The following is a 23761-nucleotide window of genomic DNA, read 5'->3' on the forward strand; positions in this document are numbered from 1 at the left end:
TGTATGGTCCATCATGTCACAGCCCCTCGATCTCGTTCAGTTAGCGCAACAAATCAAACAATGGGGCACAGAGCTCGGGTTCCAGCAGGTCGGTATCGCCGATACCGACCTTAGCGCCAGTGAACCCAAACTGCAGGCATGGCTGGATAAACAATACCACGGCGAAATGGAGTGGATGGCCCGTCACGGTATGATGCGCGCCCGCCCCCACGAACTGCTGCCCGGTACGTTACGCGTCATCAGCGTGCGGATGAACTATCTGCCCGCCAACGCCGCCTTTGCCCGCACCCTGAAAGATCCCGCGCTGGGTTACGTCAGCCGTTATGCCCTTGGGCGTGATTATCATAAGCTGCTACGTAATCGCCTGAAAAAACTGGGTGAGAAGATTCAGGAACAGTGTGCTTCGCTCAATTTTAGACCGTTTGTCGATTCCGCGCCTATCCTGGAGCGGCCCATCGCAGAAAAAGCGGGCCTTGGATGGACAGGTAAGCACTCACTTATCTTAAGCCGCGACGCCGGCTCCTTCTTTTTCCTCGGCGAACTGCTGATTGACCTGCCCCTGCCGGTCGACAGCCCGGTCGCGGAGGAGTGTGGACGCTGCGTCGCCTGCATGACCATCTGCCCCACCGGGGCCATCGTCGAGCCCTATACCGTCGACGCCCGCCGCTGCATCTCCTATCTCACCATCGAACTGGAAGGCGCGATCCCGGAGGAATTCCGTCCGCTCATCGGCAACCGGATCTATGGCTGTGACGACTGCCAGCTCATCTGCCCGTGGAACCGTTTCTCACAGCTCACCGATGAAGAGGATTTCAGTCCGCGCCAGGCGCTGCATGCCCCGCCGCTGGTGGAGCTGTTCGCCTGGAGCGAATCGTGGTTTCTGAAGGTGACCGAAGGGTCGGCGATTCGTCGCATTGGTCACCTGCGCTGGCTGCGTAATATCGCCGTCGCGCTGGGTAATGCGCCCTGGGATGAAGCCCATCTTCGCGCGCTGGAGAGTCGCCTGGGCGAGCACCCGCTTCTCGACGAACACATTGAGTGGGCGATGGCCCAGCAGCTGAAAAAACGGAGCGCCGACGCCGTTGAAGTACAGCTGCCGAAAAAATTACGTCTGGTCAGGGTGGTAGAGAAAGGGCTGCCGCGCGACGCCTGATTCATTCACAGGCTGTGAATAAAATCTAAAACACATTGCGTTTCAAGGCGCAGACCGAGGTCAAGTGATCGGATTAACATTTCGAAATGAAATTTAATTGTTAAATTTCAATTAGATATAAAGATATTATTTACAAAGCGAAGCATTTACGCCGTCAGAGACGAAACGACAACCTGTGGATAACTCTGTTCACAGTATTTCTGCAGACCAAATGAAAATCATCCCCGGCGCTGGATTGCACTGTGGATAAATAAGAGATGGAAGAAAATTTGGAGCGGGAAACGAGACTCGAACTCGCGACCCCGACCTTGGCAAGGTCGTGCTCTACCAACTGAGCTATTCCCGCTTAATCATCGTCATTCAAGCTACTGTGTAGCAACCTGAAAACTGCGACTGGTGTGGTGTGTCATTCAAATTTTGGAGCGGGAAACGAGACTCGAACTCGCGACCCCGACCTTGGCAAGGTCGTGCTCTACCAACTGAGCTATTCCCGCTTAATCTTTGGCTTTCGCCCCGCATCTGCGAGATGAAATCCTTTGATCAGGATGGTGCTTTCAAATTTTGGAGCGGGAAACGAGACTCGAACTCGCGACCCCGACCTTGGCAAGGTCGTGCTCTACCAACTGAGCTATTCCCGCGTTACTGCATTTTTTGCCATATTTTGATGGCGTCGTAATTTGCATTTCTGCGTCGTTACGGGAGGCGCATTATACGAGAATTCGATGCACCTGCAACCCCCTGTTCATCACTTTTTTGCGTTTTTTGTTTAAATGGATATTTTCTCGCCACCTACGCTGCTGAATTGTATAAATAAGCGTCATTTCGGGCAAAATCGCTTTTTCCGCCCGCCTGAATGACGCAAAATCGCTCGCATCATACAGCGGTGGCGCGACGTAAAACGAGGCCACCACGCCGCCAAACAGGGAATTAGCATGAGAAAAGTCCTCACCGTCCTGCTGCTGAGCACGCTGGCCATCGGAACCGCGTCAGCCGAGACGCTCCATTTTGGCACCAGCACGGCCAATCCGCCGTTTGTCACCGCCAACGGCAAAAATCAGCCTGTCGGCTTCGATATCGATCTTGCCCAGGCCCTGTGCCAGCAGATGCAGGCGCAGTGCCAGTTCACGGCGCAGCGTTTCGATACGCTGATCCCGGCTTTACGCTTCAAGAAATTTGACGCGGTGATTGCCGGCATGGAAGTGATCCCGATGCGTGAGAAGCAGGTCGCCTTCAGCCGTCCCTATCGCCAGTCGCTCTCCGGGGTGGTGATCGTCAACAAAGATGTCGCCCATACCTTTGCCGACCTGAAAGCCAAAAAAGTCGGCGTGGTGAAAGGCACACTGCATCAACACTATCTGCGTGATAAACAGAAAGCCGTACAGGCTGTTCCTTACGACGACGTCGGCAGCGCCCTGGCCGCGCTGAAGGCCGGGCAAATAACCGGCGTCATGGGCGACTTCGCCACCCTCGACGCCTGGCAGCAGGAGAACCCTGACTACGCCATCATGGATGAACGGGCCACCGACCCGGCTTATTACGGTAAGCAGTATGCGATTGCGGTGCGCAAAGACGATCCGGAGCTGCTGAATGCGATCAACGATGCCCTGACTGCGGTCATGGCGACGCCTGACTTCCAGCAGATGCAGCAGAAGTGGTTTAAATAACGCAGAAAGGTGTACCGGGCCGAGCACAGGGCCCGGTCGCGGTTTACAGCTTAATGAAATGCTCGCGGTAGTAAGCCAGCTCGGCGACTGATTCGCGGATATCGTCCATCGCCTGATGGGTACCCTGCTTTTTAAAGCCGTCGAGAATTTCCGGCTTCCAGCGACGCGCCAGCTCTTTCAGCGTGCTAACGTCCAGATAGCGATAGTGGAAATAGGCTTCCAGTTGCGGCATGTACTTAAACAGGAAGCGACGATCCTGGCCGATGCTGTTGCCGCAGATCGGCGACTTGCCCGCCGGCACCCACTGCTTAAGAAACTCAATGGTCGCCAGTTCGGCGTCGTGCTCGCTGACGGCGCTGGCCTTCACGCGATCCACCAGCCCGCTGCCGGTATGCGTCCGCACATTCCACTCGTCCATCAGCGCCAGCTGGGCATCCGATTGATGCACCGCGATGGTCGGCCCCTCGGCCAGAATGTTCAGGTTGGCATCGGTCACCAGGGTGGCGATTTCAATAATGCGATCGCGCTCCGGATCCAGCCCTGTCATCTCAAGATCGATCCAAATGAGGTTGTTTTCATTTGCACTCATGCTATTTTCCACCCTTCTTGCGTGACTATATTCATCTAAAATAGCGTGTATCATAGAGGTTTTGCCCCATCAGGGCGACCAGGAGCCAGTTCGATTGAGTAAAAATAAACTCTCCAAAGGCCAGCAGCGCCGCGTCAAAGCCAACCACCAGCGCCGTCTGAAAACCACTGCGGAGAAGGCCGACTACGATGACAACCTGTTTGGCGATACGTCGGAAGGCATTGTCATCAGTCGCTTTGGCATGCATGCCGACGTCGAATCCGCTGACGGCAGCGTGCATCGCTGCAATATCCGCCGGACGATCCGTTCGCTGGTCACCGGCGACCGCGTGGTCTGGCGGCCGGGTAAAGACGCCGCCGACGGCGTAAGCGTCAAAGGGATCGTCGAAGCGGTTCACGATCGCGCCTCCGTCCTGACGCGCCCGGATTTTTACGACGGCGTGAAGCCTATCGCCGCCAATATCGACCAGATCGTGGTGGTTTCCGCGATCCTGCCTGAGCTGTCGCTGAATATTATCGATCGCTATCTGGTGGCCTGCGAGGCGCAGGATATCGAGCCGTTAATCGTCCTGAACAAAATCGATCTGCTGGATGACGATGGCCTGCGCTTCGTCAATGAGCAAATGGACATCTACCGCAACATCGGTTACCGCGTACTGCTGGTCTCCAGCCGTACTCAGGACGGCCTCAAGCCGCTGGAAGCGGCCCTGACCGACCGCATCAGCATCTTCGCCGGGCAGTCCGGGGTGGGTAAATCAAGCCTGCTGAACGCCCTGCTGGGGCTGAATGAGGATCAGATCCTCACCAATGATGTCTCGGACGTTTCCGGCTTAGGCCAGCACACCACCACCGCGGCGCGCCTCTACCACTTCCCGCACGGCGGCGATGTGATTGATTCACCGGGGGTACGTGAGTTCGGCCTGTGGCATCTGGAAGCGGAACAAATCACCAACGGCTTTGTCGAATTCCATGATTATTTAGGCCGTTGCAAATATCGCGACTGTAAACACGATACCGATCCTGGCTGTGCGCTTCGCGAAGCGGTAGAGAGCGGCAAGATCGCCGAAAGCCGTTTCGAGAACTACCACCGCATCCTGGAAAGCATGGCGCAGGTACAGGTAAAAACGCGTAAAAACTTTTCCTCGACCGATGACTGACCATTAAGCTGAGCGTCACGTCAGGCGCTGCCGGGCAGCGGTGATGGCGCGGCTTACGCGGATGCCATTTGGCGAGTTTTACGTATAGAATCGTCCCCTTTTTTCAGGTCCCCGCCCGCAGGCGGGGTCAGGAACGACATATCATGGCCTGGAGGCTACTTTGTTAAACGATCTTAAACTTTCACTGCAATACATTCTGCCTAAACTGTGGCTCACCCGCCTCGCAGGCTGGGGTGCGAGCAAACGCGCAGGTTGGCTGACGAAGCTGGTCATCGATCTGTTCGTGAAATACTACAAGGTCGATATGAAAGAGGCGCAGAAGCCGGATACCGCGGCCTATCGCACCTTCAACGATTTCTTTGTGCGCCCGCTGCGCGACGACGTTCGCCCGCTGAATACCGATCCTAACGTACTGGTGATGCCGGCCGACGGCGTGATCAGCCAGCTTGGTGCCATTGAGAACGATAAAATTCTGCAGGCCAAGGGCCACGACTACAGCCTGGAAGCCTTACTGGCCGGCAACTACCAGATGGCCGACATGTTCCGTAACGGCAGCTTCGCCACCACCTATCTGTCGCCGCGCGACTATCACCGCGTGCACATGCCGTGCAACGGTATCCTGCGCGAAATGATCTACGTTCCTGGCGACCTGTTCTCCGTTAACCATCTGACGGCGCAGAACGTGCCAAACCTGTTCGCCCGTAACGAGCGCGTCATCTGCCTGTTTGATACTGAGTTTGGCCCGATGGCGCAAATTCTGGTGGGCGCGACTATCGTCGGCAGCATCGAGACCGTGTGGTCCGGCACCGTAACCCCGCCGCGCGAAGGCATTATTAAACGCTGGACCTGGCCCGCTGGCGACAGCGAAGGCTCCGTCGCCCTGCTGAAAGGCCAGGAGATGGGCCGCTTCAAACTGGGCTCCACCGTGATCAACCTGTTTGCCCCGGGCCAGGTGAAGCTGGTCGACACGCTGCAAAGCCTGTCCGTGACTAAAATCGGCCAACCGCTGGCGACAACGGTGGAAGCAACCACCGCCGCTGAACCGGCGCCGTTACCGGAAGAAGAGATCCGCGCCGAACATCGCGCCAGCCCGCTGGTTGACGATAAACAAGACCAAGGTTAATTCTTCAGCAAAAGGGTTATGCCGTGCGCCTGATATACACTTTCCTGTTGGCCTTGAGCCTCAGTTTCGGGGCGTACGCTGCGACAGCCCCGGATGCTAAACAGATAACCCAGGAACTGGAACAGGCGAAGGCGGCAAAGCCCGCCCAGCCTGAAACCGTTGAAGTTCTGCAGTCCGCCCTGAACGCGCTTGAGGAGCGAAAATCGTCTCTCGAGCGCGCCCGTCAGTATCAGGACGTTATCGACAATTTCCCCAAACTGTTTCAAAGCCTGCGTGCCCAGCTCAACAATCTGAGCGAAGAGCCGCGCCAGGTGCCAGTCGGCCTGACCGCCGATGCGCTGAACCAGGAGATCCTCCAGGTCAGCAGCCAGCTGCTGGAGTCAAGCCGTCAGGCGCAGCAGGAGCAGGATCGCGCGCGTGAAATCGCCGACTCCCTGAACCAGCTGCCGCAGCAGCAAACCGACGCCCGGCGTCAGCTCAATGAGGTTGAGCGCCGCATCGGCACGCAAACCGGCAACAATGCTCTCGCCCAGGCGCAAAATCTTGCCCTGCAGGCGGAATCGGCGCGCCTGAAGGCGCTGGTGGATGAGCTCGACCTCGCCCAGCTTTCCGCCAATAACCGCCAGGAGCTGTCGCGCGCCCGTTCTGAACTGGCGCAAAAGCAGAGCGAGCAGCTGGATGCCTATCTGCAGGCGCTGCGTAATCTGCAGAACAGCCAGCGCCAGCGTGAGGCGGAAAAAGCACTGGAGAGTACCGAACTGCTGGCGGAGAACAGTGAAAACCTGCCGCCGGACATCACCGCCCAGTTTAAAGTCAACCGCGAACTCTCCCAGGCGCTGAACCAGCAGGCGCAGCGTATGGATCTGGTGGCGTCCCAGCAGCGGCAGGCGACGAATCAAACGCTGCAGGTGCGCCAGGCGTTAAACACCCTGCGCGAGCAGTCGCAGTGGCTGGGCTCCTCTAATCTGCTGGGCGAAGCCCTGCGCGCCCAGGTGGCGCGGCTGCCGGAGCGCCCTCGCCCGCAGCAGCTGGATACGGAGATGGCGCAGCTGCGCGTGCAGCGTCTGCGCTTTGAGGATTTACTCAGTAAGCAGCCGCAGCTGCGGCAGATCCGCCAGGCCGACGGCGAACCGCTGACCAGCGAGCAGAACAAGATCCTGCAGGCGCAGCTACGCACGCAGAACGAGCTGCTGAACTCGCTGCTGCGCGGCGGCGATACCCTGATGCTGGAGCTCACCAAGCTGAAGGTCGCCAACGGCCAGCTGGAAGACGCGCTGAAGGAGATCAACGAAGCCACCCACCGCTATCTGTTCTGGACTTCGGACGTCAGCCCCATCGGCTTCTCCTGGCCGCTGGAGATCGTCCAGGATCTGCGGCGCCTGATCTCCCTGGATACCATCAGCGAGCTGGGTAAAGCCAGCGCGATGATGCTCACCAGCAAAGAGACCCTGCTACCGCTGTTTGCCGCCCTGCTGCTGGTTGGCTTCAGCATCAGCTCCCGGCGCCATTTCACCCGCTTCCTTGAGCGCTCCAGCGCTCGGGTGGGGAAAGTCACCCAGGATCACTTCTGGCTGACGCTGCGCACGGTCTTCTGGTCGATACTGGTGGCTTCGCCGCTGCCGGTGCTGTGGATGACGCTCGGCTATGGTCTGCAGTCCGCCTGGCCCTTCCCGCTGGCGGTGGCGATTGGCGATGGGGTCACCGCGACGGTGCCTCTGCTGTGGGTGGTGATGATCTGCGCCACCTTCGCCCGGCCAAACGGGCTGTTTATCGCCCACTTCGGCTGGCCGCGTAACCGCGTGGCGAAAGCGATGCGCTACTACCTGATGAGCATCGGACTGATTGTGCCGCTGATAATGGCGCTGATCATGTTCGATAATCTTAACGACCGCGAGTTCTCCGCCTCGCTGGGCCGCCTGTGCTTCCTGCTGATCTGCGGCGCGCTGGCGGTGGTCACCCTCAGCCTTAAGCATGCCGGCATCCCGCTCTACCTGGATAAAGAGGGGAATGGCGACAATATGGTGAACCGCCTGCTGTGGAACCTGATGCTTGGCGCCCCGCTGGTGGCCATGCTGGCGGCCGCCGTCGGCTACCTCGCTACCGCTCAGGCGCTGCTGGCACGTCTGGAAACCTCCGTCGCCATCTGGTTCCTGCTGCTGGTGGTCTATCACATTATCCGCCGCTGGATGCTGATCCAGCGGCGCCGACTGGCCTTCGACCGGGCCCGCCATCGTCGCGCGGAAATTCTCGCCCAGCGCGCCCGCGGCGAAGATGAGCCTGTTCACGTCAGCAGCCCGGAAGGGTCGGTGGAGACGGAGGTCAGCGAGGTCGATCTCGATGCCATCAGTACCCAGTCGCTGCGTCTCGTGCGCTCTCTGCTGATGCTGATCGCGCTGCTGTCAGTCATCGTGCTGTGGTCGGAAATTCACTCGGCGTTTGGCTTCCTCGAGAATATCTCGCTGTGGGACGTCACCTCGACGGTGCAGGGGGTGGAAAGCCTCGAGCCCATCACCCTTGGCGCAGTGCTGATTGCCATTCTGGTGCTGATCATCACCACTCAGCTGGTGCGCAACCTGCCGGCGCTGCTGGAGCTGGCGATCCTCCAGCACCTCGATTTAACGCCCGGCACCGGCTACGCCATCACCACCATCACCAAGTATTTGCTGATGCTGATCGGTGGGCTGGTGGGCTTCTCGATGATTGGCATTGAGTGGTCGAAGCTGCAGTGGCTGGTCGCCGCGCTGGGTGTGGGTCTCGGGTTTGGCCTGCAGGAGATCTTCGCTAACTTTATCTCCGGCCTGATTATCCTGTTTGAAAAGCCGATCCGCATCGGCGATACGGTCACCATCCGCGACCTGACGGGCAGCGTCACCCGCATTAATACCCGCGCCACCACCATCAGCGACTGGGACCGGAAAGAGATTATCGTGCCGAACAAGGCGTTCATCACCGAACAGTTTATCAACTGGTCGCTGTCGGACTCGGTCACCCGCGTGGTGTTGACGGTGCCGGCTCCGGTGGACGCCGATACCGAAGAGGTGACCAAGATCCTCATCGCCGCGGCGCATCGCTGTTCGCTGGTTATCGATACCCCGGCGCCGGAGGCGTTTCTCGTCGACCTGCAGCAGGGGATCCAGATTTTCGAGCTGCGTATTTTTGCCGCCGAGATGGGGCACCGCATGCCGCTACGCCATGAGATGCATCAGCTGATCCTGGCGGGCTTCCGCGAGCATGGCATTGATATGCCGTTCCCTCCGTTCCAGATGCGGCTGGAAAGTATCGACGGCAGGCAAAGCAGTAAAACCATGACCTCGGCCGGGAAAACCAGCCGACGTACGGCTGGCAGCCTGTAGGCCATACCCTGCCCGGCGGCGGCGCCGGGCAGGTTTTCTAGCTCGCCATCAGGCGCGGTCGACCGTAAAGGCGATCACTTCGCCGATGCTTTCAGCGCCCAGCGCCAGCATCACCACGCGATCAACACCCAATGCCACGCCGGAGCAGTCCGGCAGACCCGCCTCCAGCGCCGCCAGCAGGTTGTTATCGATGGGCTGCTGCGGGAGGCCGCGCGCGGCCCGCTTGCGGTTGTCCTGCTCAAAGCGCAGGCGCTGCTCATGGGCGTCGGTCAGCTCGTGGAAACCATTCGCCAGCTCAATTCCTTTGTAATAGACCTCGAAGCGCTCAGCGACCCGATGATCTTCCGGGCTGATCTGCGCTAAAGAGGCCTGAGTCGCCGGGAAATGATAAATGAACGTCGGCCGATCTTTGCCGATGTGCGGCTCCACGCCCATGGTGAACAGCAGTTGCAGCAGCGTGTCGCGATCTTCTTCAGTATCGGCGATATTGCTCAGATCCAGCTTCGCCGCGACTTCGCGCAGCTGCGCTTTATCGGCAGAGAGCGGGTCAATATCCAGATGACGCTGAAACGCCTGCTGATAGGAGAGGCTTTCCGCCGGCTGGCACTCAAGCACCTGCTGCAGCAGATCGTCCACCTCGTTGATCAGACGATACATGTCATAGCACGGACGATACCACTCCAGCATGGTGAATTCCGGATTGTGATGCCGCCCCATCTCTTCATTACGGAAGCTGCGGCACAGCTGGAAAACCGGGCCGCAGCCCGCCGCCAGCAGGCGCTTCATATGGTATTCCGGACTGGTCATCAGGTACAGATTGAGTCCCTGTGAGTGCCCCGGGCCGACGAAACGGGTTTCAAACGGGAACAAATGGATATCCGTTACCGTCGCCTGACTCATGCAAGGCGTCTCCACCTCCAGCACGCCGCGATCGGTAAAGAACCGGCGGATTTCCGCCATCACCGCCGCGCGTTTCAACAGATTGGGAATGGGTGCGCTCGGCTGCCAGGTTGCCGTCTCGCTCATGGTACTTTCTCCGATTGCAAACAAGGGCACGAAGTCTACTCGCAACCGGCGAGTGAAACAAATTTTGTGCAATCCCCGGCAGATTACATGCCATTAATCTATCGTTAACCTAAATGCATAAATATCACTGATAAATAACCGCACATATCGATAAAAAAATCGAACACGTCAATTTTCCATACTGACCCTACGGCTATACTCCTGTACCTATAAAGGAGCAGTGATACTTTTTCGCCAGCCCGGCGGCGAAATACACTAAAACTGGAGGAATGTCGTGCACACTTTTCAAGCCGATCTCGCCGTAATTGGCGCCGGCGGGGCAGGCCTTCGCGCCGCTATCGCCGCCGCCCAGGCCAACCCCAATGCCAAAATCGCCCTGATTTCTAAAGTCTATCCGATGCGCAGCCATACGGTCGCTGCAGAAGGGGGGTCCGCAGCCGTTGCCCAGGATCACGATAGCTTTGAGTACCATTTTCACGACACCGTCGCCGGAGGCGACTGGCTGTGTGAGCAGGATGTCGTCGACTATTTCGTTCACCACTGCCCGACGGAAATGACCCAGCTGGAACAGTGGGGATGCCCGTGGAGCCGCCGCCCTGACGGCAGCGTTAACGTCCGGCGCTTCGGTGGCATGAAGATCGAACGTACCTGGTTTGCCGCCGATAAAACCGGCTTCCACATGCTGCATACCCTCTTCCAGACCTCCCTTCAGTTTCCCCAAATTCAACGCTTTGATGAACATTTCGTCCTTGATCTGCTGGTCGATGACGGCCAGGCCCGCGGCCTGGTGGCGATGAATATGATGGAAGGCACGCTGGTGCAGATCCGCGCCAACGCGGTGGTGCTGGCCACCGGCGGCGCCGGACGCGTCTATCGCTACAACACCAACGGCGGCATCGTTACCGGTGACGGGATGGGGATGGCGCTGGGCCACGGCGTGCCGCTGCGCGATATGGAATTCGTGCAGTATCACCCGACCGGCCTGCCGGGCTCCGGGATCCTGATGACCGAAGGCTGCCGCGGTGAAGGCGGGATTCTGGTCAACAAAAACGGCTATCGCTATCTGCAGGATTACGGCATGGGCCCGGAAACCCCGCTCGGCGAACCGAAGAACAAATATATGGAGCTGGGCCCACGCGACAAAGTGTCCCAGGCCTTCTGGCACGAATGGCGGAAAGGGAACACCATTCCCACGCCGCGCGGCGACGTGGTCTACCTCGATCTGCGCCACCTCGGCGAGAAAAAGCTGCTGGAGCGCCTGCCGTTTATCTGTGAGCTGGCGAAAGCCTACGTCGGCGTCGACCCGGTGAAAGAACCGATTCCGGTACGCCCGACCGCGCACTACACCATGGGCGGCATCGAAACCGATCAACAGTGCGAAACCCGCATCAAAGGGCTGTTTGCCGTGGGCGAATGCTCGTCCGTTGGTCTGCACGGCGCCAACCGCCTGGGCTCCAACTCGCTGGCCGAGCTGGTGGTCTTCGGCCGCCTGGCCGGGGAACAGGCCATGCAGCGCGCCGCGCAAGCGGGCGAGACGAACGGCTCCGCCCTCGATGCGCAGGCTGCCGATGTGGAGCGTCGTCTGAAAGATCTCGTCAACCAGGAGGGTAACGAAAACTGGGCGAAAATCCGCGACGAAATGGGGCTCTCGATGGAGGAAGGCTGCGGCATCTACCGGACGCCAGAGCTGATGCAGAAAACTATCGACAAGCTGGCTGAGCTGCAGGAGCGCTTTAAGCGCGTGCGCATTACCGACAACTCCAGCGTATTCAACACCGATCTGCTTTACACCATTGAGCTGGGACACGGTTTAAACGTTGCCGAATGTATGGCTCACTCGGCCATCGCCCGTAAAGAATCGCGCGGGGCGCACCAGCGTCTGGATGAAGGCTGTACCGAACGCGACGACGTCAACTTCCTCAAACATACGCTCGCCTTCCGCGAGGCTGATGGCACCACCCGCCTGGAATATGGCGATGTGAAGATCACCACGCTGCCGCCGGCGAAACGTGTCTATGGCGCTGAAGCGGAAGCGGCTGAGAAGAAGGAGACCACCCATGGCTGAGATGAAAAACCTGAAAGTCGAAGTGGTGCGTTACAACCCGGAGGTCGACACGGCACCGCACAGCGCGTTCTATGACGTGCCTTACGATGAGCAGACCTCGCTGCTGGACGCGCTGGGCTACATCAAAGACAACCTGGCGCCCGACCTGAGCTACCGCTGGTCCTGCCGGATGGCGATCTGCGGCTCCTGCGGCATGATGGTCAATAAGGTACCGAAGCTGGCCTGTAAAACCTTCCTGCGGGATTACACCAAAGGCATCAAAGTTGAGGCGCTGGCCAACTTCCCGATCGAGCGCGATCTGGTGGTGGATATGACCCACTTTATCGAAAGTCTGGAGGCCATTAAGCCGTATATCATCGGCAATAACCGCACCCCGGACCAGGGACCAAACAAGCAGACGCCGGCCCAGATGGCCAAATACCATCAGTTCTCCGGCTGTATCAACTGCGGACTGTGCTATGCCGCCTGTCCGCAGTTCGGCCTGAATCCGGAGTTTATCGGCCCGGCGGCGATCACCCTCGCCCACCGCTATAACGAAGACAGCCGCGACCACGGCAAAAAGGAACGCATGGCGCAGCTTAACGGCCAGAACGGCGTCTGGACCTGTACTTTCGTGGGCTACTGCTCGGAAGTGTGTCCGAAGCACGTCGACCCGGCGGCCGCGATCCAGCAGGGCAAGGTGGAAAGTTCGAAAGACTTTCTTATCGCCACCCTGAAACCACGCTAAGGAGTGCATTATGACGACGAAACGCAAACCCTACGTGCGGCCGATGACCTCCACCTGGTGGAAAAAGCTGCCGTTTTATCGCTTCTACATGGTGCGGGAAGGCACGGCGGTACCGACGGTCTGGTTTAGCATTGTGCTGATTTACGGGCTGTTTGCCCTCAAGCACGGCGCCGAAAGCTGGGCGGGATATATCGGATTCCTGCAAAATCCAGTGGTGGTGATCCTCAATCTGATCACCCTGGCGGCGGCGCTGCTGCACACCAAAACCTGGTTCGAGCTGGCGCCGAAAGCCGCCAACGTCATCATCAAAGGCGAAAAAATGGGGCCAGAGCCGGTGATTAAAGGACTCTGGGTGGTGACGGCGTTGGTCACCGTGGTGATCCTGTTTGTCGCCCTGTTCTGGTAAGGAGGCTGAGATGATTAATCCCAATCCGAAACGTTCCGATGAACCCGTTTTCTGGGGGCTGTTTGGCGCTGGCGGCATGTGGGGCGCGATTGTCGCGCCGGTGATGGTGCTGCTGGTGGGCATTTTGCTGCCGCTGGGGCTCGCCCCGGCCGACGCCTTCAGCTATGAGCGCGTGCTGGCCTTTGCCCAAAGCTTTATCGGCCGCGCGTTCATCTTTCTGATGATTGTCCTGCCGCTGTGGTGTGGGCTGCATCGTATTCACCACGCCATGCACGACCTGAAAATCCATGTGCCAAACGGCAAATGGGTCTTCTACGGTCTGGCGGCGATCCTCAGCGTCATTACTCTCGTTGGCGTACTGTTTATCTGATCCTGCAAGAGCCCGGCAGCAATTCTGCTACCGGGCTCGCTTCATAGAAAAATCTTGCCGCCTTTGCCCTGCCGGACTCTACACTTAGCTTAAAAGCCAGCAAGGAGCATACCATGCGTATCCTGCCGATAATCACCGCGGTCGCCGTCTCGTTCCTGTCTGTCGCCTGCAGCACCCCTGCCCCGCCGCCGGGCGTCACCGTGGTCACCCCCTTCGACGTTCAGCGCTATCTGGGTACCTGGTACGAAATCGCCCGCTTCGACCATCCTTTTGAAAGCGGGCTTGAAAAGGTCACGATCGCCTGGCAGCCGCGCGATGACGGCGGTCTGGACGTGGTCAATAAAGGCTATAACCCCGACCGCGACATGTGGCAGAAAACGGACGGGGTGGCGTATTTTACCGGCGAGCCCAGCCGCGCCGCGCTGAAGATCTCCTTCTTCGGCCCCTTCTATGGCAGCTATAACGTCATTGCGCTGGATAAGGAGTATCGGTACGCGCTGGTCTGCGGCCCCGACCGCGACTATCTCTGGCTACTGGCGCGAGCCCCCACCATCGCCCCGGAAGTCAGGCAGCAGATGCTGGATATTGCCACCCGGCAGGGTTTTGATATCAGCAAACTGGTCTGGGTCAATCAGCGCTACAACTAGTGCGCGCTGATCTTCAGGCCAATGATGCCGACCACGATGCAGACAAGACTGGCGATACGCATAGCGCTGGCGGATTCACCTAACAGTACGATACCGGTCACAGCGGCGCCCACGGCGCCGATCCCCGTCCAGACGGCGTAAGCGGTACCCACCGGCAGGGTTTTCATCGCCCATGAAAGCAGCGCCATGCTGACGACCATCGCGACGATGGTGATGACGCTGGGAACCAGGCGGCTAAAGCCATGGGTATATTTCAGGCCGACGGCCCACACTACTTCCAGCAGGCCAGCGATAAATAAGACTATCCAGGACATAAGGCTCCTTTGCTGGGGCCGTCCCCGGATGAGAAACGCTTACGGGTCGTCCCGTAAGGTGGATGAAAAGTCGTAGTGAGTATATCCAACAGGATGGGGGAAGTGAAGAACGGTACGGCGCAAAACCGTACCGTCGAAGGCTGTTATTGCTGAGCTTTGGTTGCTGCGCCAGAGATTGCGCTGCCGCCCTCTGAAATATCCTGACCCACACCGCGCGTGGTGTTACAAGCGGTCAGTGCTGAAGAGAGGACCAAAACCGTAAAGAACGCTGCAATCGTTTTTTTCACCATAATGTCATCCTTAGTGTCAGTTTTGTTTTCATGCCCTATAAGCATAGACAAACCGTCCACAGATGAAGGGATCTTTGCGTTTTTTAAGAGAAAAGGAGTATTCGTGGAGGAAGCAGGCGCACCGGAAGGCGATCGCGGCAGGCGAAACGGAAGGAAGTCAGCTTACAGCGCGAGAGATGGCGTGACCCAGGCCCTGAATATCTTCACCGAAACCGCGGGCGGTATTGCAGCCAGACAGCAGTGCGCTGCTCAGAAACAGTAACGCCAGGAGTTTTACGCTGCGCTTCATGTGTCGTGCTCGTCGTGCCAGTACAGAAAGAGCGGCGCAGCACAGAGGCTGCGCCAGTCATCATGACGTGAAATTACTTCACGCGGGATACGTATTCGCCAGAGCGAGTATCCACTTTGATTACTTCGCCAATTTGGACGAACAGCGGCACTTTAACCACAGCGCCAGTAGACAGGGTCGCTGGTTTACCACCGGTACCCGCGGTGTCGCCTTTCAGACCTGGGTCGGTTTCAACGATTTCCAGCTCAACGAAGTTCGGCGGGGTGACCGCGATCGGCTGGCCGTTCCACAGGGTCACGATGCACTCAGCCTGATCCAGCAGCCATTTGGCATTGTCACCGATCGCTTTCGCATCAGCAGACAGCTGTTCGAAGGTTTCGTTGTTCATGAAGTGCCAGAACTCACCGTCGTTATACAGGTAAGTCAGGTTCATATCGACAACGTCCGCGCCTTCTGCAGAATCAGTAGATTTGAAGGTTTTCTCAACGCGGGTGCCGGTCAGCAGACGGCGCAGCTTAACGCGCGCAAACGCCTGGCCTTTACCTGGTTTAACGAATTCGCTGGCTTCTACCGCATAAGGTTCGCCATCTAACATGATTTTAAGACCAGCACGAAAATCGTTGCTATAGTAAGTCGCCATAAGGCCCTCTGAAATTGTTTAACTGGTAGCTAAGCCACAAAATGGCGCATATTGTAACCCTAAATACCCCATCCAGAGAAGATTGGATAACGCAACTTGCCAATGTTGTGACCAGTCCTGATGAACTGCTGCGTCTTTTAAATGTAGACGCTGATGAAAAACTGCTCGCCGGACGTGAGGCCAGACGCCTGTTCCCGCTGCGCGTCCCGCGCGCGTTTATTGCCCGAATGGAGAAAGGCAACCCTGACGATCCGCTGCTTCGTCAGGTACTTACCGCCGAAGAGGAGTTTATCGTCGCCCCCGGCTACTCCACCGATCCGCTGGAAGAACAGCACAGCGTCGTGCCCGGCCTGTTACACAAATATCGCAACCGGGCCCTGCTGCTGGTGAAAGGCGGTTGCGCGGTCAATTGCCGTTACTGCTTCCGCCGCCACTTCCCTTATGCCGAAAATCAGGGCACCAGGCGCAACTGGCAGACGGCAATGAACTATATCGCTGAGAATCCGCAGCTTGATGAAATCATCTTCTCCGGCGGCGACCCGTTGATGGCGAAGGACCATGAGCTTGACTGGCTAATGACCCAGCTGGAAGCCATTCCGCACGTTAAGCGTCTGCGTATTCACAGCCGGTTGCCAATCGTGATCCCGGCGCGCATCACCGAGACGCTGGCCAGCCGCTTCCACCGTTCGTCGCTGCAGGTGATCCTGGTTAACCACGTCAACCACGCTAATGAAATTGACGGCGAGTTTCGCGCGGCGATGGCCATGCTGCGTCAGGCGGGCGTCACGCTGCTTAATCAGAGCGTGCTGCTGCGCGGGGTGAACGATAACGCGCAAACCCTGGCCGATCTCAGCAATGCGCTGTTCAATGCCGGGGTAATGCCCTACTACCTGCACGTGCTGGACCGGGTACAAGGGGCGGCACACTTTATGGTCAGCGATGATGAAGCCCGTGAAATCATGCGTGAACTGTTGACCCTCATCTCCGGCTATATGGTGCCGAAGCTGGCGCGAGAGATCGGTGGCGAACCCAGCAAGACGCCGCTGGATTTAGGACTGAAGCAGCGTTAGCTCCCCCTCCTTTGTCTGCCAGGTCGTGCTGGCAGACGTCTTAATATGAATACACCGTCAGGTTGGGACTAAAATACTCGGCAATCCACTTTACCGTTACCTTCTCAATATAAACCCCAATGGCGGCGTATTATCGATGTAACACGATCAGTACGATAACATTAATAACTATCATCACGACAATCAGCGCGATTAACCAGGTGGGAACTTTAAAGGTTATATGTAATCGTTCCGATACTTTCTCTGCCACCTTTACACTATTTTCCCGCTTATCACTCTCCTGGATTGCTAAATTCACTGGTAATGGAAGACTTAATTTATGGTCAGTTTTTCCCGTATCATTGAAAATGATATCAGCAGTTTTACTACTGTGAAAATGCGTTAATCTTTCCCGATTCATATTCTCGCACTCTTCATCCGAGAGCGGGATAACCAAAGTATCCGGGGCGACGCTAAAGCCTTTTTGCCTGACGGTGATAATGATATCCTCAGAGAGTCCGGCTTTGAGCAGCGATTTTCTCAACAAAGAGATATTTTGATAAAATGTATTTTGCGAAACTACCACTCCCCGTGTTTCCCATACAGCCGCCAGAAATTCATCCCGAGAAATCACTTTGCCGCAATTCTGCAATAGCAGCAGCAAGCATCTGGCGGTAGGCGCATTGAGGCTGATGCTCTCCCCATTCCCGGCAAGCGGTCGCAGCTCATTCATATTGGCATTAAATATAATCTCCTGATTAATTATACAGCCATTAAATAATGCAATGTCATCCATATCCTTGCCCCACGCAACCCTATTATCCATAACAAAAATAAATAATCCCAGCTAAACTATGGCGTGAACATTATCGCTTCAGACAGAAGCGGGGTCAGTTCACATTGAACTTCAGCTTTGAGGATACCGCATAAAAAATGACAAGCGATAGTTATCTTATTTAAAAGCCACATTTTCGGATTAAATTTATCTCAACCTAACTCAACATCTCATTAGAAAAGGTCATTATTAAATTCACGCGTACTTCATCAAGAATTCACAAGCATTTTTTGCACCAGACTTTTAAATTACCCCCGCTTCTCCATGGTTCGCTATGGCAAGTGATATTGTAGCGTCGTTCAACAGGAAGGTAGGTCTCAGCACTATATAAGGAATGCTGGCGCTTATTTTCAATATCAATAGGAATGTATACTCCATTCCCATGATAACTGTTATCGATTCTACACAGGACTAAGTATCTATATATGGATTAATTAAATGAAAAAGACAATCGTAGCTGTAATGGTCGCTGCTTCTGCAGTTCTGAGTGCTCAGGTAATGGCAACCAACACCGCTCAGGTAACTGTACTGGGTGAAGTCTCTGATGCAGCTAACTCTTGCGTCGTGACTCCGACGGGTACCCTGAACAACGGTATCGTTCAGCTGATGACCGTGACCACTACCGAAGCGAATGCTGAAGCGGCTGGTGCTCTGTTTAAAACTCAGGACTTCGGTTTTGACGTGAAAGACTGCGCACAGGGTAGCGCCACTCCGGTTACTGCTGTAACCGTCAATGTGACCGGTGCCTCCAGCAACGCTAACATCCTGGACAACACCGCACCTGGCGGCGCTACCGGCATTGGTATCGGTATCCAGCGCGTACGTGATGCACACCGCGTAGGCTTCGACGGTTCTGACCTCATGACCGAAAGCTACACTGCAGCTGGCGGCACTCAGCTGAAGTACACCACTGGTTATGTGAAAGTGAACTCCGCGACTCCGGTTACCGAAGGTCCGGTTAAAGGTGTTGCGACCTTTACTATCGATTATACCCTCTAATTTTTCCCCGAAGGGCTCCGCTTCACAGCGGGCCCTTTTTCGCATTCAGAGAAAAACCATGTTCAGGAACTTATTAAATATCACCGCATCCTGTGCATTACTCCTCAGTAGTATTGCCCATGCTGGTATTGTGATTGAATCCACACGCTACCTCTATAAAGAAGGTGCGCGTGAAATCACCGCGCAAATCGAAAATAAAGATGACATCCCTTATCTGATTAAATCCTGGGTTGAAGCGCCGGCAGGGAAAACGCCCTCTTTTATGGCTACACCTCCGTTATTCCGCCTTGAGGGTAAGCAGCAGAATACCGTGCGTCTATTTTCTACCGGAAACGTCAATGCCCCGAACGACCGGGAATCCATATACTATTTTAACGTGATGGCCATCCCGCCGGCGGACGATGAGAAAGCCAACGCCAATACTATTCAACTGGCGGTCCGCCACCGCATGCGTCTGGTCTATCGTCCAAAAGCACTTTTCGACCTTTCTCCAAACATTGAAGCCAAAAAACTCGAATGGCGGAAATCAGGCACAAAACTGACGATTAAAAATCCTACACCGTTTTTCTTCTATTTCCATAGTGTTCAGATTGGTAGCAAAGAAGTGAAGCCGGAAGTCAACTCGGTCGCTCCAATGACGACCAAAGAAGTGACATTAAAAGAAAATATCAATGCCTCCAGCGTCAACTGGAAAGTAGTTAATGATTATGGCGGAGCAGGATCGCTCTATTCCTCATCGCTGTAATAAGAATTTTATTTTATCATTATAGGGATGTGTCTATGCCAAATAAGAATAATGGATTATTCAAACTATCCGCGGTCTTCCTCGCAATGCTTCCGGCATTGCTTTCTGGTTTGAATAATAAAGCGCAAGCACGTGACTTTTTCGATCCCTCATTCATTAGCTCATTGAATGGTAGCGATCCATCAACCACTCCCGACTTATCTATTTTCCAGACGCAGAACGCACAGGCGCCAGGGGATTATCGGGTAGATATCATGTTTAATGGTCGCTATCTGGATACCAGGACAATGAAGTTTGTTGCGAATAGCCGTGCCACTGGGAATAATCGAGAGCCCGCCCTGGTGCCCTGTTTGAGCCTGAAAACATTGGCAGAGTATGGCGTACGGGTTAAAGCCTTTCCCGAACTGGTCGAGGATAAAAACGGCTGCGCCAATCTTTCAGTCATCCCGGATACCAAAGCGGATTTCGACTTTACCGTCCAGCGCTTGAATATATCCATTCCGCAGGCGGCACTATCTACCACCGCGCAGGGATATATTCCACCGGATCAGTTTGATGACGGCATCAACGCCCTGCTGGTGAACTATCAGTTCAGCGGCTCAAACGACATGCAGGCCAATGACGAATACTACAGCCTGAACCTGCAGTCTGGCCTCAACGTTGGCCCATGGCGTATCCGTAACCTCAGCACCTGGAATAAAAACAACGGCGATGCGGGTGATTGGGACTCAGCCTATCTCTACATGCAGCGCAGCATTCGTCCCATCAACAGTAACCTGGTGATGGGTGAGAGCTCGTCACTCTCAGGCATCTTTGACAGTGTACCGTTTACCGGTATTCAACTGGCCACCGATACATCAATGTTGCCGGAAAGTATGCGCGGCTATGCGCCGATTATCCGTGGTATCGCCAAAACCAACGCCCGTGTCTTCATTAAACAAAACGGCTACCAGGTATACCAGACCTACGTGGCGCCTGGCGCATTTGAAATCACCGATATGTACCCGAGCGGCGGTAGCGGCGACCTTTACGTCACCGTGGAAGAGTCCGACGGTTCTAAGCAGGAGTTCGTCGTACCGTTCGCTACGCTGCCGGTGATGGTCCGTGAAGATCAGCTGGAATATGAAATTACGTCTGGTAAATATCGTCCTTACGATGGCGGAGTCGATGAAACGCCCTTTACGCAAGCTACCGCGACCTACGGTGTCTCCAGCAGCCTGACGCTTTATGGTGGGGTGCAGGCCGCATCGCGCTATCAGGCGCTGTCAACAGGCCTCGGCTATAACCTCGGCGAGCTTGGCGCCGCCTCGGCAGACGTCACCCAGGCCTGGTCAAAAATGAAAGACGACGAAAAGACCTCTGGGCAGTCATGGCGTGTCCGTTACGGGAAAAATATTATCGAAACCGGTACAAACGTGACTATCGCTGGCTACCGCTATTCCACCCGCGGATTTAATACCCTCTCTGAAGTGTTAGATAGCTATTCTAATGATGGCAAGTATACTCCTCGCTCGCTGCGCAACCGCACCAATCTGACGCTGAATCAAAGCCTGGGTAAAGGCCTCGGCAGTCTGTCTATCAGTGGATTGATTGAAGATTACTGGGACGATAAGCGCACCAACAAGTCGATCAGCGTGGGGTACAACGGTGGCTTCCGCAATGTAAACTATTACCTCGGGTACAGCTATAACCGCTATACCTGGAGCGGGAATAACTCCGGGAAAGACGCCCAGGACGATCAGCGTATCTCGCTGACCGTCACGCTGCCGCTGAGCAACTGGCTACCGGGCACCTATACCAGTTATCAGTTAACCAACAGTAATCCGGGGTCTACCGATCAGTCGGTCTCCATCGGTGATAACGCGCTGGATAACGACAGCCTGGAGTGGAGCCTGCAGCAAGGATACAGCAACCGGGAATACTACAGCGGCGATATGCGCGCAACCTATAACGGTGCTCGCGGCAGCGTCAATGCCGGTTACAGCTACGATCGCGGTAGTGAGCGTATAGACTATGGCGCCAACGGCAGCATTCTCGCTCATGCCGATGGGGTCACGCTTGGTCAGGACATCACCGATGCCGCCGTACTGGTTAAGGCCCCAGGTTTGGATAACGTCAAGCTGGCCAACGATAACACCATCACCACCGACTATCGTGGTTACGCCATCGTACCTTATGTCACGCCTTATCGTCGCACCGATATCACCCTCGATAGTACTTCGCTTGGCGAAGATATGGAGCTTCCGGAAACCACGCAGAGCGTCGTTCCGACACGCGGCGCCATCGTACGGGCCAATTATGCCGGTAATATCGGCCAGCGCGCATTTGTCCATCTGAAAACGGCCAGCGGCCAGGACGTACCTTATGGTGCGATGGTGTTACTCGCCGGGAGCAGCCAGGCACAGCCAAGCATCGTCAGCGACGCCGGGATGGTCTATATGTCCGGCCTGCAGCAAACCGGAATACTTAACGTGCAATGGGGCAAAAGCGCGGCGCAGCAGTGCAATGCTTCCTTTACTTTACCGGCCAGGGAAGGCAAAGCGGCTGGCATCAGTCAAATCGAAACAATTTGTCGCTAATATTGACCAAGGACAATAAAGAATGAGAAAAACACTGATTTTTCTATCTATATTATTATGTTGTTGTGAAGCAGCTGCCAAATGCGATTATGATGGTTCCGCTGGGCAAGCAGTATTTAACTTAAGTCCTAAAATCGCAACGGATCCAACAATACCCGTAGGTACAGTTTTGTATACCAAAAAAGTTGGTACCGGACACTATAAAACCTTTGAATGCAGCAAGATAATGGGTGATCAGTATATCATTACCTCATCCGCACCCGAGGTCTCTGGTGTCACGGGTATAATGGGAAAACCGGTCTATGAAACGGGGATTGATGGTATTGGTTTTCAGTTTTCAGATATTCTGGACAGCAAGCATGGTTCAATTAAACCCGCAGTGGCACAATCTACGATTGTGCCAATTTTAGAGTCGAATGATGACTACAAATTTATGACAGTATGGTTAATAAAAACAAAACCTGTCATTGATACATCCGGCGTCAGTACCAATCCAGTATTTAAATTCTCAGCGGGTAACTTAAGCACCAACCCCAGGGCGGCAGATCGTCTGTTAATGACTGCGTCTCTGAAATTCAAGAGTATTTCTTATAAGGCGACCTCGTGTGATATTTCTGTGTCTGGACCGAGCCAAATCACCTTAAATACAATTGAAAAAAACACATTAATGTCAATCCCTCGGGGTGGCACAACCCCATCACAGAAAACTATCACAATGGACGTTTCATGCCCAGCGGGTTCAATTGGTAATAAACTTTACTATTGGTTTAACCCAGTTAGCGGCACCAGTCCTGCGGGGGATGGCATCATCGATAATCTGCTAACAGGAGGCGGAGCAGCAAGCAACGTTGGCATTATCTTCAAAAAAGACAATAGTCCCGTTATATTTTATGACGCAGAGACATACAGTTTTGCCAGCGCTCAAGCATCACAAAAAATTAACTTTACCGCCGATTATTACCGAATGAGCGACAACAGCGCTGAAGTCTCGGCCGGGCATGTAAAAGCGATACTAGAGGTAGTAGTTCAGGAGGAATAAAGAGAACCATAATCTCATAAAAGGTGGATAATGATATCCACCTTTTTTATTTGCCCATACATAATCAAAAGCATTATGATATGTACGTATGAAAGTAACGCACTACAATTTGAATTACACCCATAATAACAGCTTAATTTAACTTGCTAAAATTAATATTACTTTATGAATCTGTAAAATAATTAGATTAGATTCAGAATGAATCTGAAATTTCATCAACAATTCACATTAAGTTGAGTTGATTCATACTACAGCAACGACTATCTTCTCTGCGGACCAACTTCTGGTCTGGATTGAACATATAATTTTAATTTTAGTTAAAGGACTAATCATGCATCAATTAACTGTATTTGAAATGGAAGAGATTTCTGGCGGCGCGCTGACTGATACTCTTACCGATATTATGACCTGGGCTGCTAAAGAAGTAGGCGCCGTCGCTCTGGGCGCCTCTCTGGGGGCGATTTTTGGGACAGCTTTCGCTGGACGTTGGGGCGGGGCTGGTGGTGGTCTTCTCGGCTTTGGCGCAATCGGTCAGGGTGTAGGTATCTTGTTTGGCTTAGTAGCTGGTGGCGTTTGTTTTGGCGTTGCCGCCGGTATCGTTGGCTGGGATATGACTCTGGATTATGCAACAGGTGTAATGGATGCCGTTTATGATGGCACATTAAACTTCTGGAGCAATTAATTTACGCCTCAGCTGGTTGCT

Annotated in this window: 23 protein-coding genes and 3 tRNA genes; 16 read left to right on the forward strand and 10 right to left on the reverse strand. The window is 55.1% G+C overall.

Annotated features, from left to right (window positions below; translation table 11 throughout):
• The first annotated feature begins 13 nt into the window (after nucleotides 1-13).
• Nucleotides 14-1153 carry a tRNA epoxyqueuosine(34) reductase QueG gene (gene queG / locus AC6CWS_RS18930; protein WP_080901610.1) on the forward strand — a complete coding sequence of 380 codons (1140 nt, stop codon included), beginning with the start codon at nucleotides 14-16 and terminating at the stop codon, nucleotides 1151-1153.
• Nucleotides 1154-1423: 270 nt separating this feature from the next.
• On the opposite strand, the gene AC6CWS_RS18935 is transcribed toward queG, so the two are convergent.
• The 3 genes from AC6CWS_RS18935 to AC6CWS_RS18945 form a co-directional block, all read right to left on the reverse strand.
• Nucleotides 1424-1499, reverse strand: a tRNA-Gly gene (locus tag AC6CWS_RS18935).
• 72 nt (nucleotides 1500-1571) lie between these two features.
• Nucleotides 1572-1647: transfer RNA gene (locus AC6CWS_RS18940), tRNA-Gly, on the reverse strand.
• 68 nt (nucleotides 1648-1715) lie between these two features.
• Nucleotides 1716-1791: transfer RNA gene (locus tag AC6CWS_RS18945), tRNA-Gly, on the reverse strand.
• 294 nt (nucleotides 1792-2085) lie between these two features.
• Here AC6CWS_RS18945 and AC6CWS_RS18950 point away from each other — a divergent pair.
• A complete protein-coding gene (locus tag AC6CWS_RS18950) occupies nucleotides 2086-2817 on the forward strand; it encodes a transporter substrate-binding domain-containing protein (protein WP_080901611.1) in 732 nt (243 codons plus the stop codon).
• 43 nt (nucleotides 2818-2860) lie between these two features.
• On the opposite strand, the gene orn is transcribed toward AC6CWS_RS18950, so the two are convergent.
• Entirely contained in the window at nucleotides 2861-3406 is a 546-nt protein-coding gene (gene orn / locus AC6CWS_RS18955; RefSeq protein WP_004206435.1) for an oligoribonuclease, read from the reverse strand.
• 94 nt (nucleotides 3407-3500) lie between these two features.
• On the opposite strand from orn, the gene rsgA reads away from it, so the two are divergent.
• The 3 genes from rsgA (at nucleotide 3501) to mscM (ending at nucleotide 9038) form a co-directional block, all read left to right on the forward strand.
• Nucleotides 3501-4562 (forward strand): small ribosomal subunit biogenesis GTPase RsgA, encoded by a 1062-nt coding sequence (rsgA, locus tag AC6CWS_RS18960; protein ID WP_023291707.1) that lies wholly within the window; start codon nucleotides 3501-3503, stop codon nucleotides 4560-4562.
• Nucleotides 4563-4722: 160 nt separating this feature from the next.
• Nucleotides 4723-5685 carry an archaetidylserine decarboxylase gene (asd, locus tag AC6CWS_RS18965; RefSeq protein WP_080901612.1) on the forward strand — a complete coding sequence of 321 codons (963 nt, stop codon included), beginning with the start codon at nucleotides 4723-4725 and terminating at the stop codon, nucleotides 5683-5685.
• Between the two features lie 23 nt (nucleotides 5686-5708).
• Nucleotides 5709-9038, forward strand: a complete 3330-nt coding sequence (gene mscM / locus AC6CWS_RS18970) for a miniconductance mechanosensitive channel MscM (RefSeq protein WP_017900929.1) — start codon at nucleotides 5709-5711, stop codon at nucleotides 9036-9038.
• Between the two features lie 48 nt (nucleotides 9039-9086).
• On the opposite strand, the gene epmA is transcribed toward mscM, so the two are convergent.
• Nucleotides 9087-10064 (reverse strand): elongation factor P--(R)-beta-lysine ligase, encoded by a 978-nt coding sequence (gene epmA, locus AC6CWS_RS18975; RefSeq protein WP_004206428.1) that lies wholly within the window; start codon nucleotides 10062-10064, stop codon nucleotides 9087-9089.
• A gap of 274 nt (nucleotides 10065-10338) precedes the next feature.
• Between epmA and frdA the strand changes: the two genes are divergently transcribed.
• The 5 genes from frdA to AC6CWS_RS19000 all read left to right on the forward strand — a co-directional run bounded on the left by frdA (nucleotide 10339) and on the right by AC6CWS_RS19000 (nucleotide 14279).
• On the forward strand, nucleotides 10339-12129 hold the full coding sequence (gene frdA / locus AC6CWS_RS18980) for a fumarate reductase (quinol) flavoprotein subunit (protein ID WP_032454622.1): 1791 nt from the start codon (nucleotides 10339-10341) through the stop codon (nucleotides 12127-12129).
• Complete coding sequence (gene frdB / locus AC6CWS_RS18985; RefSeq protein WP_004177729.1) at nucleotides 12122-12856, forward strand: fumarate reductase iron-sulfur protein; 735 nt, start codon at nucleotides 12122-12124, stop codon at nucleotides 12854-12856. Before frdA ends, frdB begins: the two co-directional genes overlap by 8 nt.
• Nucleotides 12857-12866: 10 nt before the next feature.
• Entirely contained in the window at nucleotides 12867-13262 is a 396-nt protein-coding gene (gene frdC / locus AC6CWS_RS18990; protein WP_080901613.1) for a fumarate reductase subunit FrdC, read from the forward strand.
• Between the two features lie 10 nt (nucleotides 13263-13272).
• Complete coding sequence (frdD, locus tag AC6CWS_RS18995) at nucleotides 13273-13632, forward strand: fumarate reductase subunit FrdD (protein WP_002885526.1); 360 nt, start codon at nucleotides 13273-13275, stop codon at nucleotides 13630-13632.
• Between the two features lie 113 nt (nucleotides 13633-13745).
• Nucleotides 13746-14279, forward strand: coding sequence for a lipocalin family protein (locus AC6CWS_RS19000; protein ID WP_032454621.1), 534 nt, complete (start codon nucleotides 13746-13748; stop codon nucleotides 14277-14279).
• On the opposite strand, the gene sugE is transcribed toward AC6CWS_RS19000, so the two are convergent.
• The 4 genes from sugE to efp form a co-directional block, all read right to left on the reverse strand.
• On the reverse strand, nucleotides 14276-14593 hold the full coding sequence (gene sugE / locus AC6CWS_RS19005; RefSeq protein WP_004206425.1) for a quaternary ammonium compound efflux SMR transporter SugE: 318 nt from the start codon (nucleotides 14591-14593) through the stop codon (nucleotides 14276-14278). The two genes, AC6CWS_RS19000 and sugE, sit on opposite strands and share 4 nt — an antisense overlap.
• Before the next feature lie 143 nt (nucleotides 14594-14736).
• Nucleotides 14737-14883 (reverse strand): lipoprotein toxin entericidin B, encoded by a 147-nt coding sequence (gene ecnB / locus AC6CWS_RS19010; protein ID WP_004206423.1) that lies wholly within the window; start codon nucleotides 14881-14883, stop codon nucleotides 14737-14739.
• Nucleotides 14884-15040: 157 nt separating this feature from the next.
• Nucleotides 15041-15172: an entericidin A/B family lipoprotein gene (locus AC6CWS_RS19015; protein WP_004206422.1), complete on the reverse strand. Its 132-nt coding sequence runs from the start codon at nucleotides 15170-15172 to the stop codon at nucleotides 15041-15043.
• Nucleotides 15173-15245: 73 nt separating this feature from the next.
• Entirely contained in the window at nucleotides 15246-15812 is a 567-nt protein-coding gene (gene efp / locus AC6CWS_RS19020; RefSeq protein ID WP_004206421.1) for an elongation factor P, read from the reverse strand.
• 41 nt (nucleotides 15813-15853) lie between these two features.
• Between efp and epmB the strand changes: the two genes are divergently transcribed.
• Nucleotides 15854-16882, forward strand: a complete 1029-nt coding sequence (epmB, locus tag AC6CWS_RS19025; protein ID WP_080901614.1) for an EF-P beta-lysylation protein EpmB — start codon at nucleotides 15854-15856, stop codon at nucleotides 16880-16882.
• A 130-nt stretch (nucleotides 16883-17012) separates the two neighbouring features.
• Here the strand turns inward: epmB and AC6CWS_RS19030 are convergent, their stop codons facing one another.
• Nucleotides 17013-17657 carry a winged helix-turn-helix domain-containing protein gene (locus AC6CWS_RS19030; RefSeq protein ID WP_080901643.1) on the reverse strand — a complete coding sequence of 215 codons (645 nt, stop codon included), beginning with the start codon at nucleotides 17655-17657 and terminating at the stop codon, nucleotides 17013-17015.
• Nucleotides 17658-18134: 477 nt separating this feature from the next.
• On the opposite strand from AC6CWS_RS19030, the gene AC6CWS_RS19035 reads away from it, so the two are divergent.
• The 5 genes from AC6CWS_RS19035 (at nucleotide 18135) to AC6CWS_RS19055 (ending at nucleotide 23740) form a co-directional block, all read left to right on the forward strand.
• A complete protein-coding gene (locus AC6CWS_RS19035) occupies nucleotides 18135-18695 on the forward strand; it encodes a fimbrial protein (protein ID WP_004206418.1) in 561 nt (186 codons plus the stop codon).
• Between the two features lie 58 nt (nucleotides 18696-18753).
• Nucleotides 18754-19440 carry a fimbrial biogenesis chaperone gene (locus AC6CWS_RS19040; protein ID WP_004206417.1) on the forward strand — a complete coding sequence of 229 codons (687 nt, stop codon included), beginning with the start codon at nucleotides 18754-18756 and terminating at the stop codon, nucleotides 19438-19440.
• Nucleotides 19441-19475: 35 nt separating this feature from the next.
• Nucleotides 19476-22019, forward strand: a complete 2544-nt coding sequence (locus AC6CWS_RS19045; RefSeq protein ID WP_498256431.1) for a fimbria/pilus outer membrane usher protein — start codon at nucleotides 19476-19478, stop codon at nucleotides 22017-22019.
• A gap of 22 nt (nucleotides 22020-22041) precedes the next feature.
• A complete protein-coding gene (locus AC6CWS_RS19050; protein WP_080901616.1) occupies nucleotides 22042-23058 on the forward strand; it encodes a fimbrial protein in 1017 nt (338 codons plus the stop codon).
• 331 nt (nucleotides 23059-23389) lie between these two features.
• On the forward strand, nucleotides 23390-23740 hold the full coding sequence (locus tag AC6CWS_RS19055) for a hypothetical protein (RefSeq protein WP_080901617.1): 351 nt from the start codon (nucleotides 23390-23392) through the stop codon (nucleotides 23738-23740).
• Nucleotides 23741-23761: the final 21 nt, after the last annotated feature.

The organism is Klebsiella sp. M041, assembly GCF_059759695.1.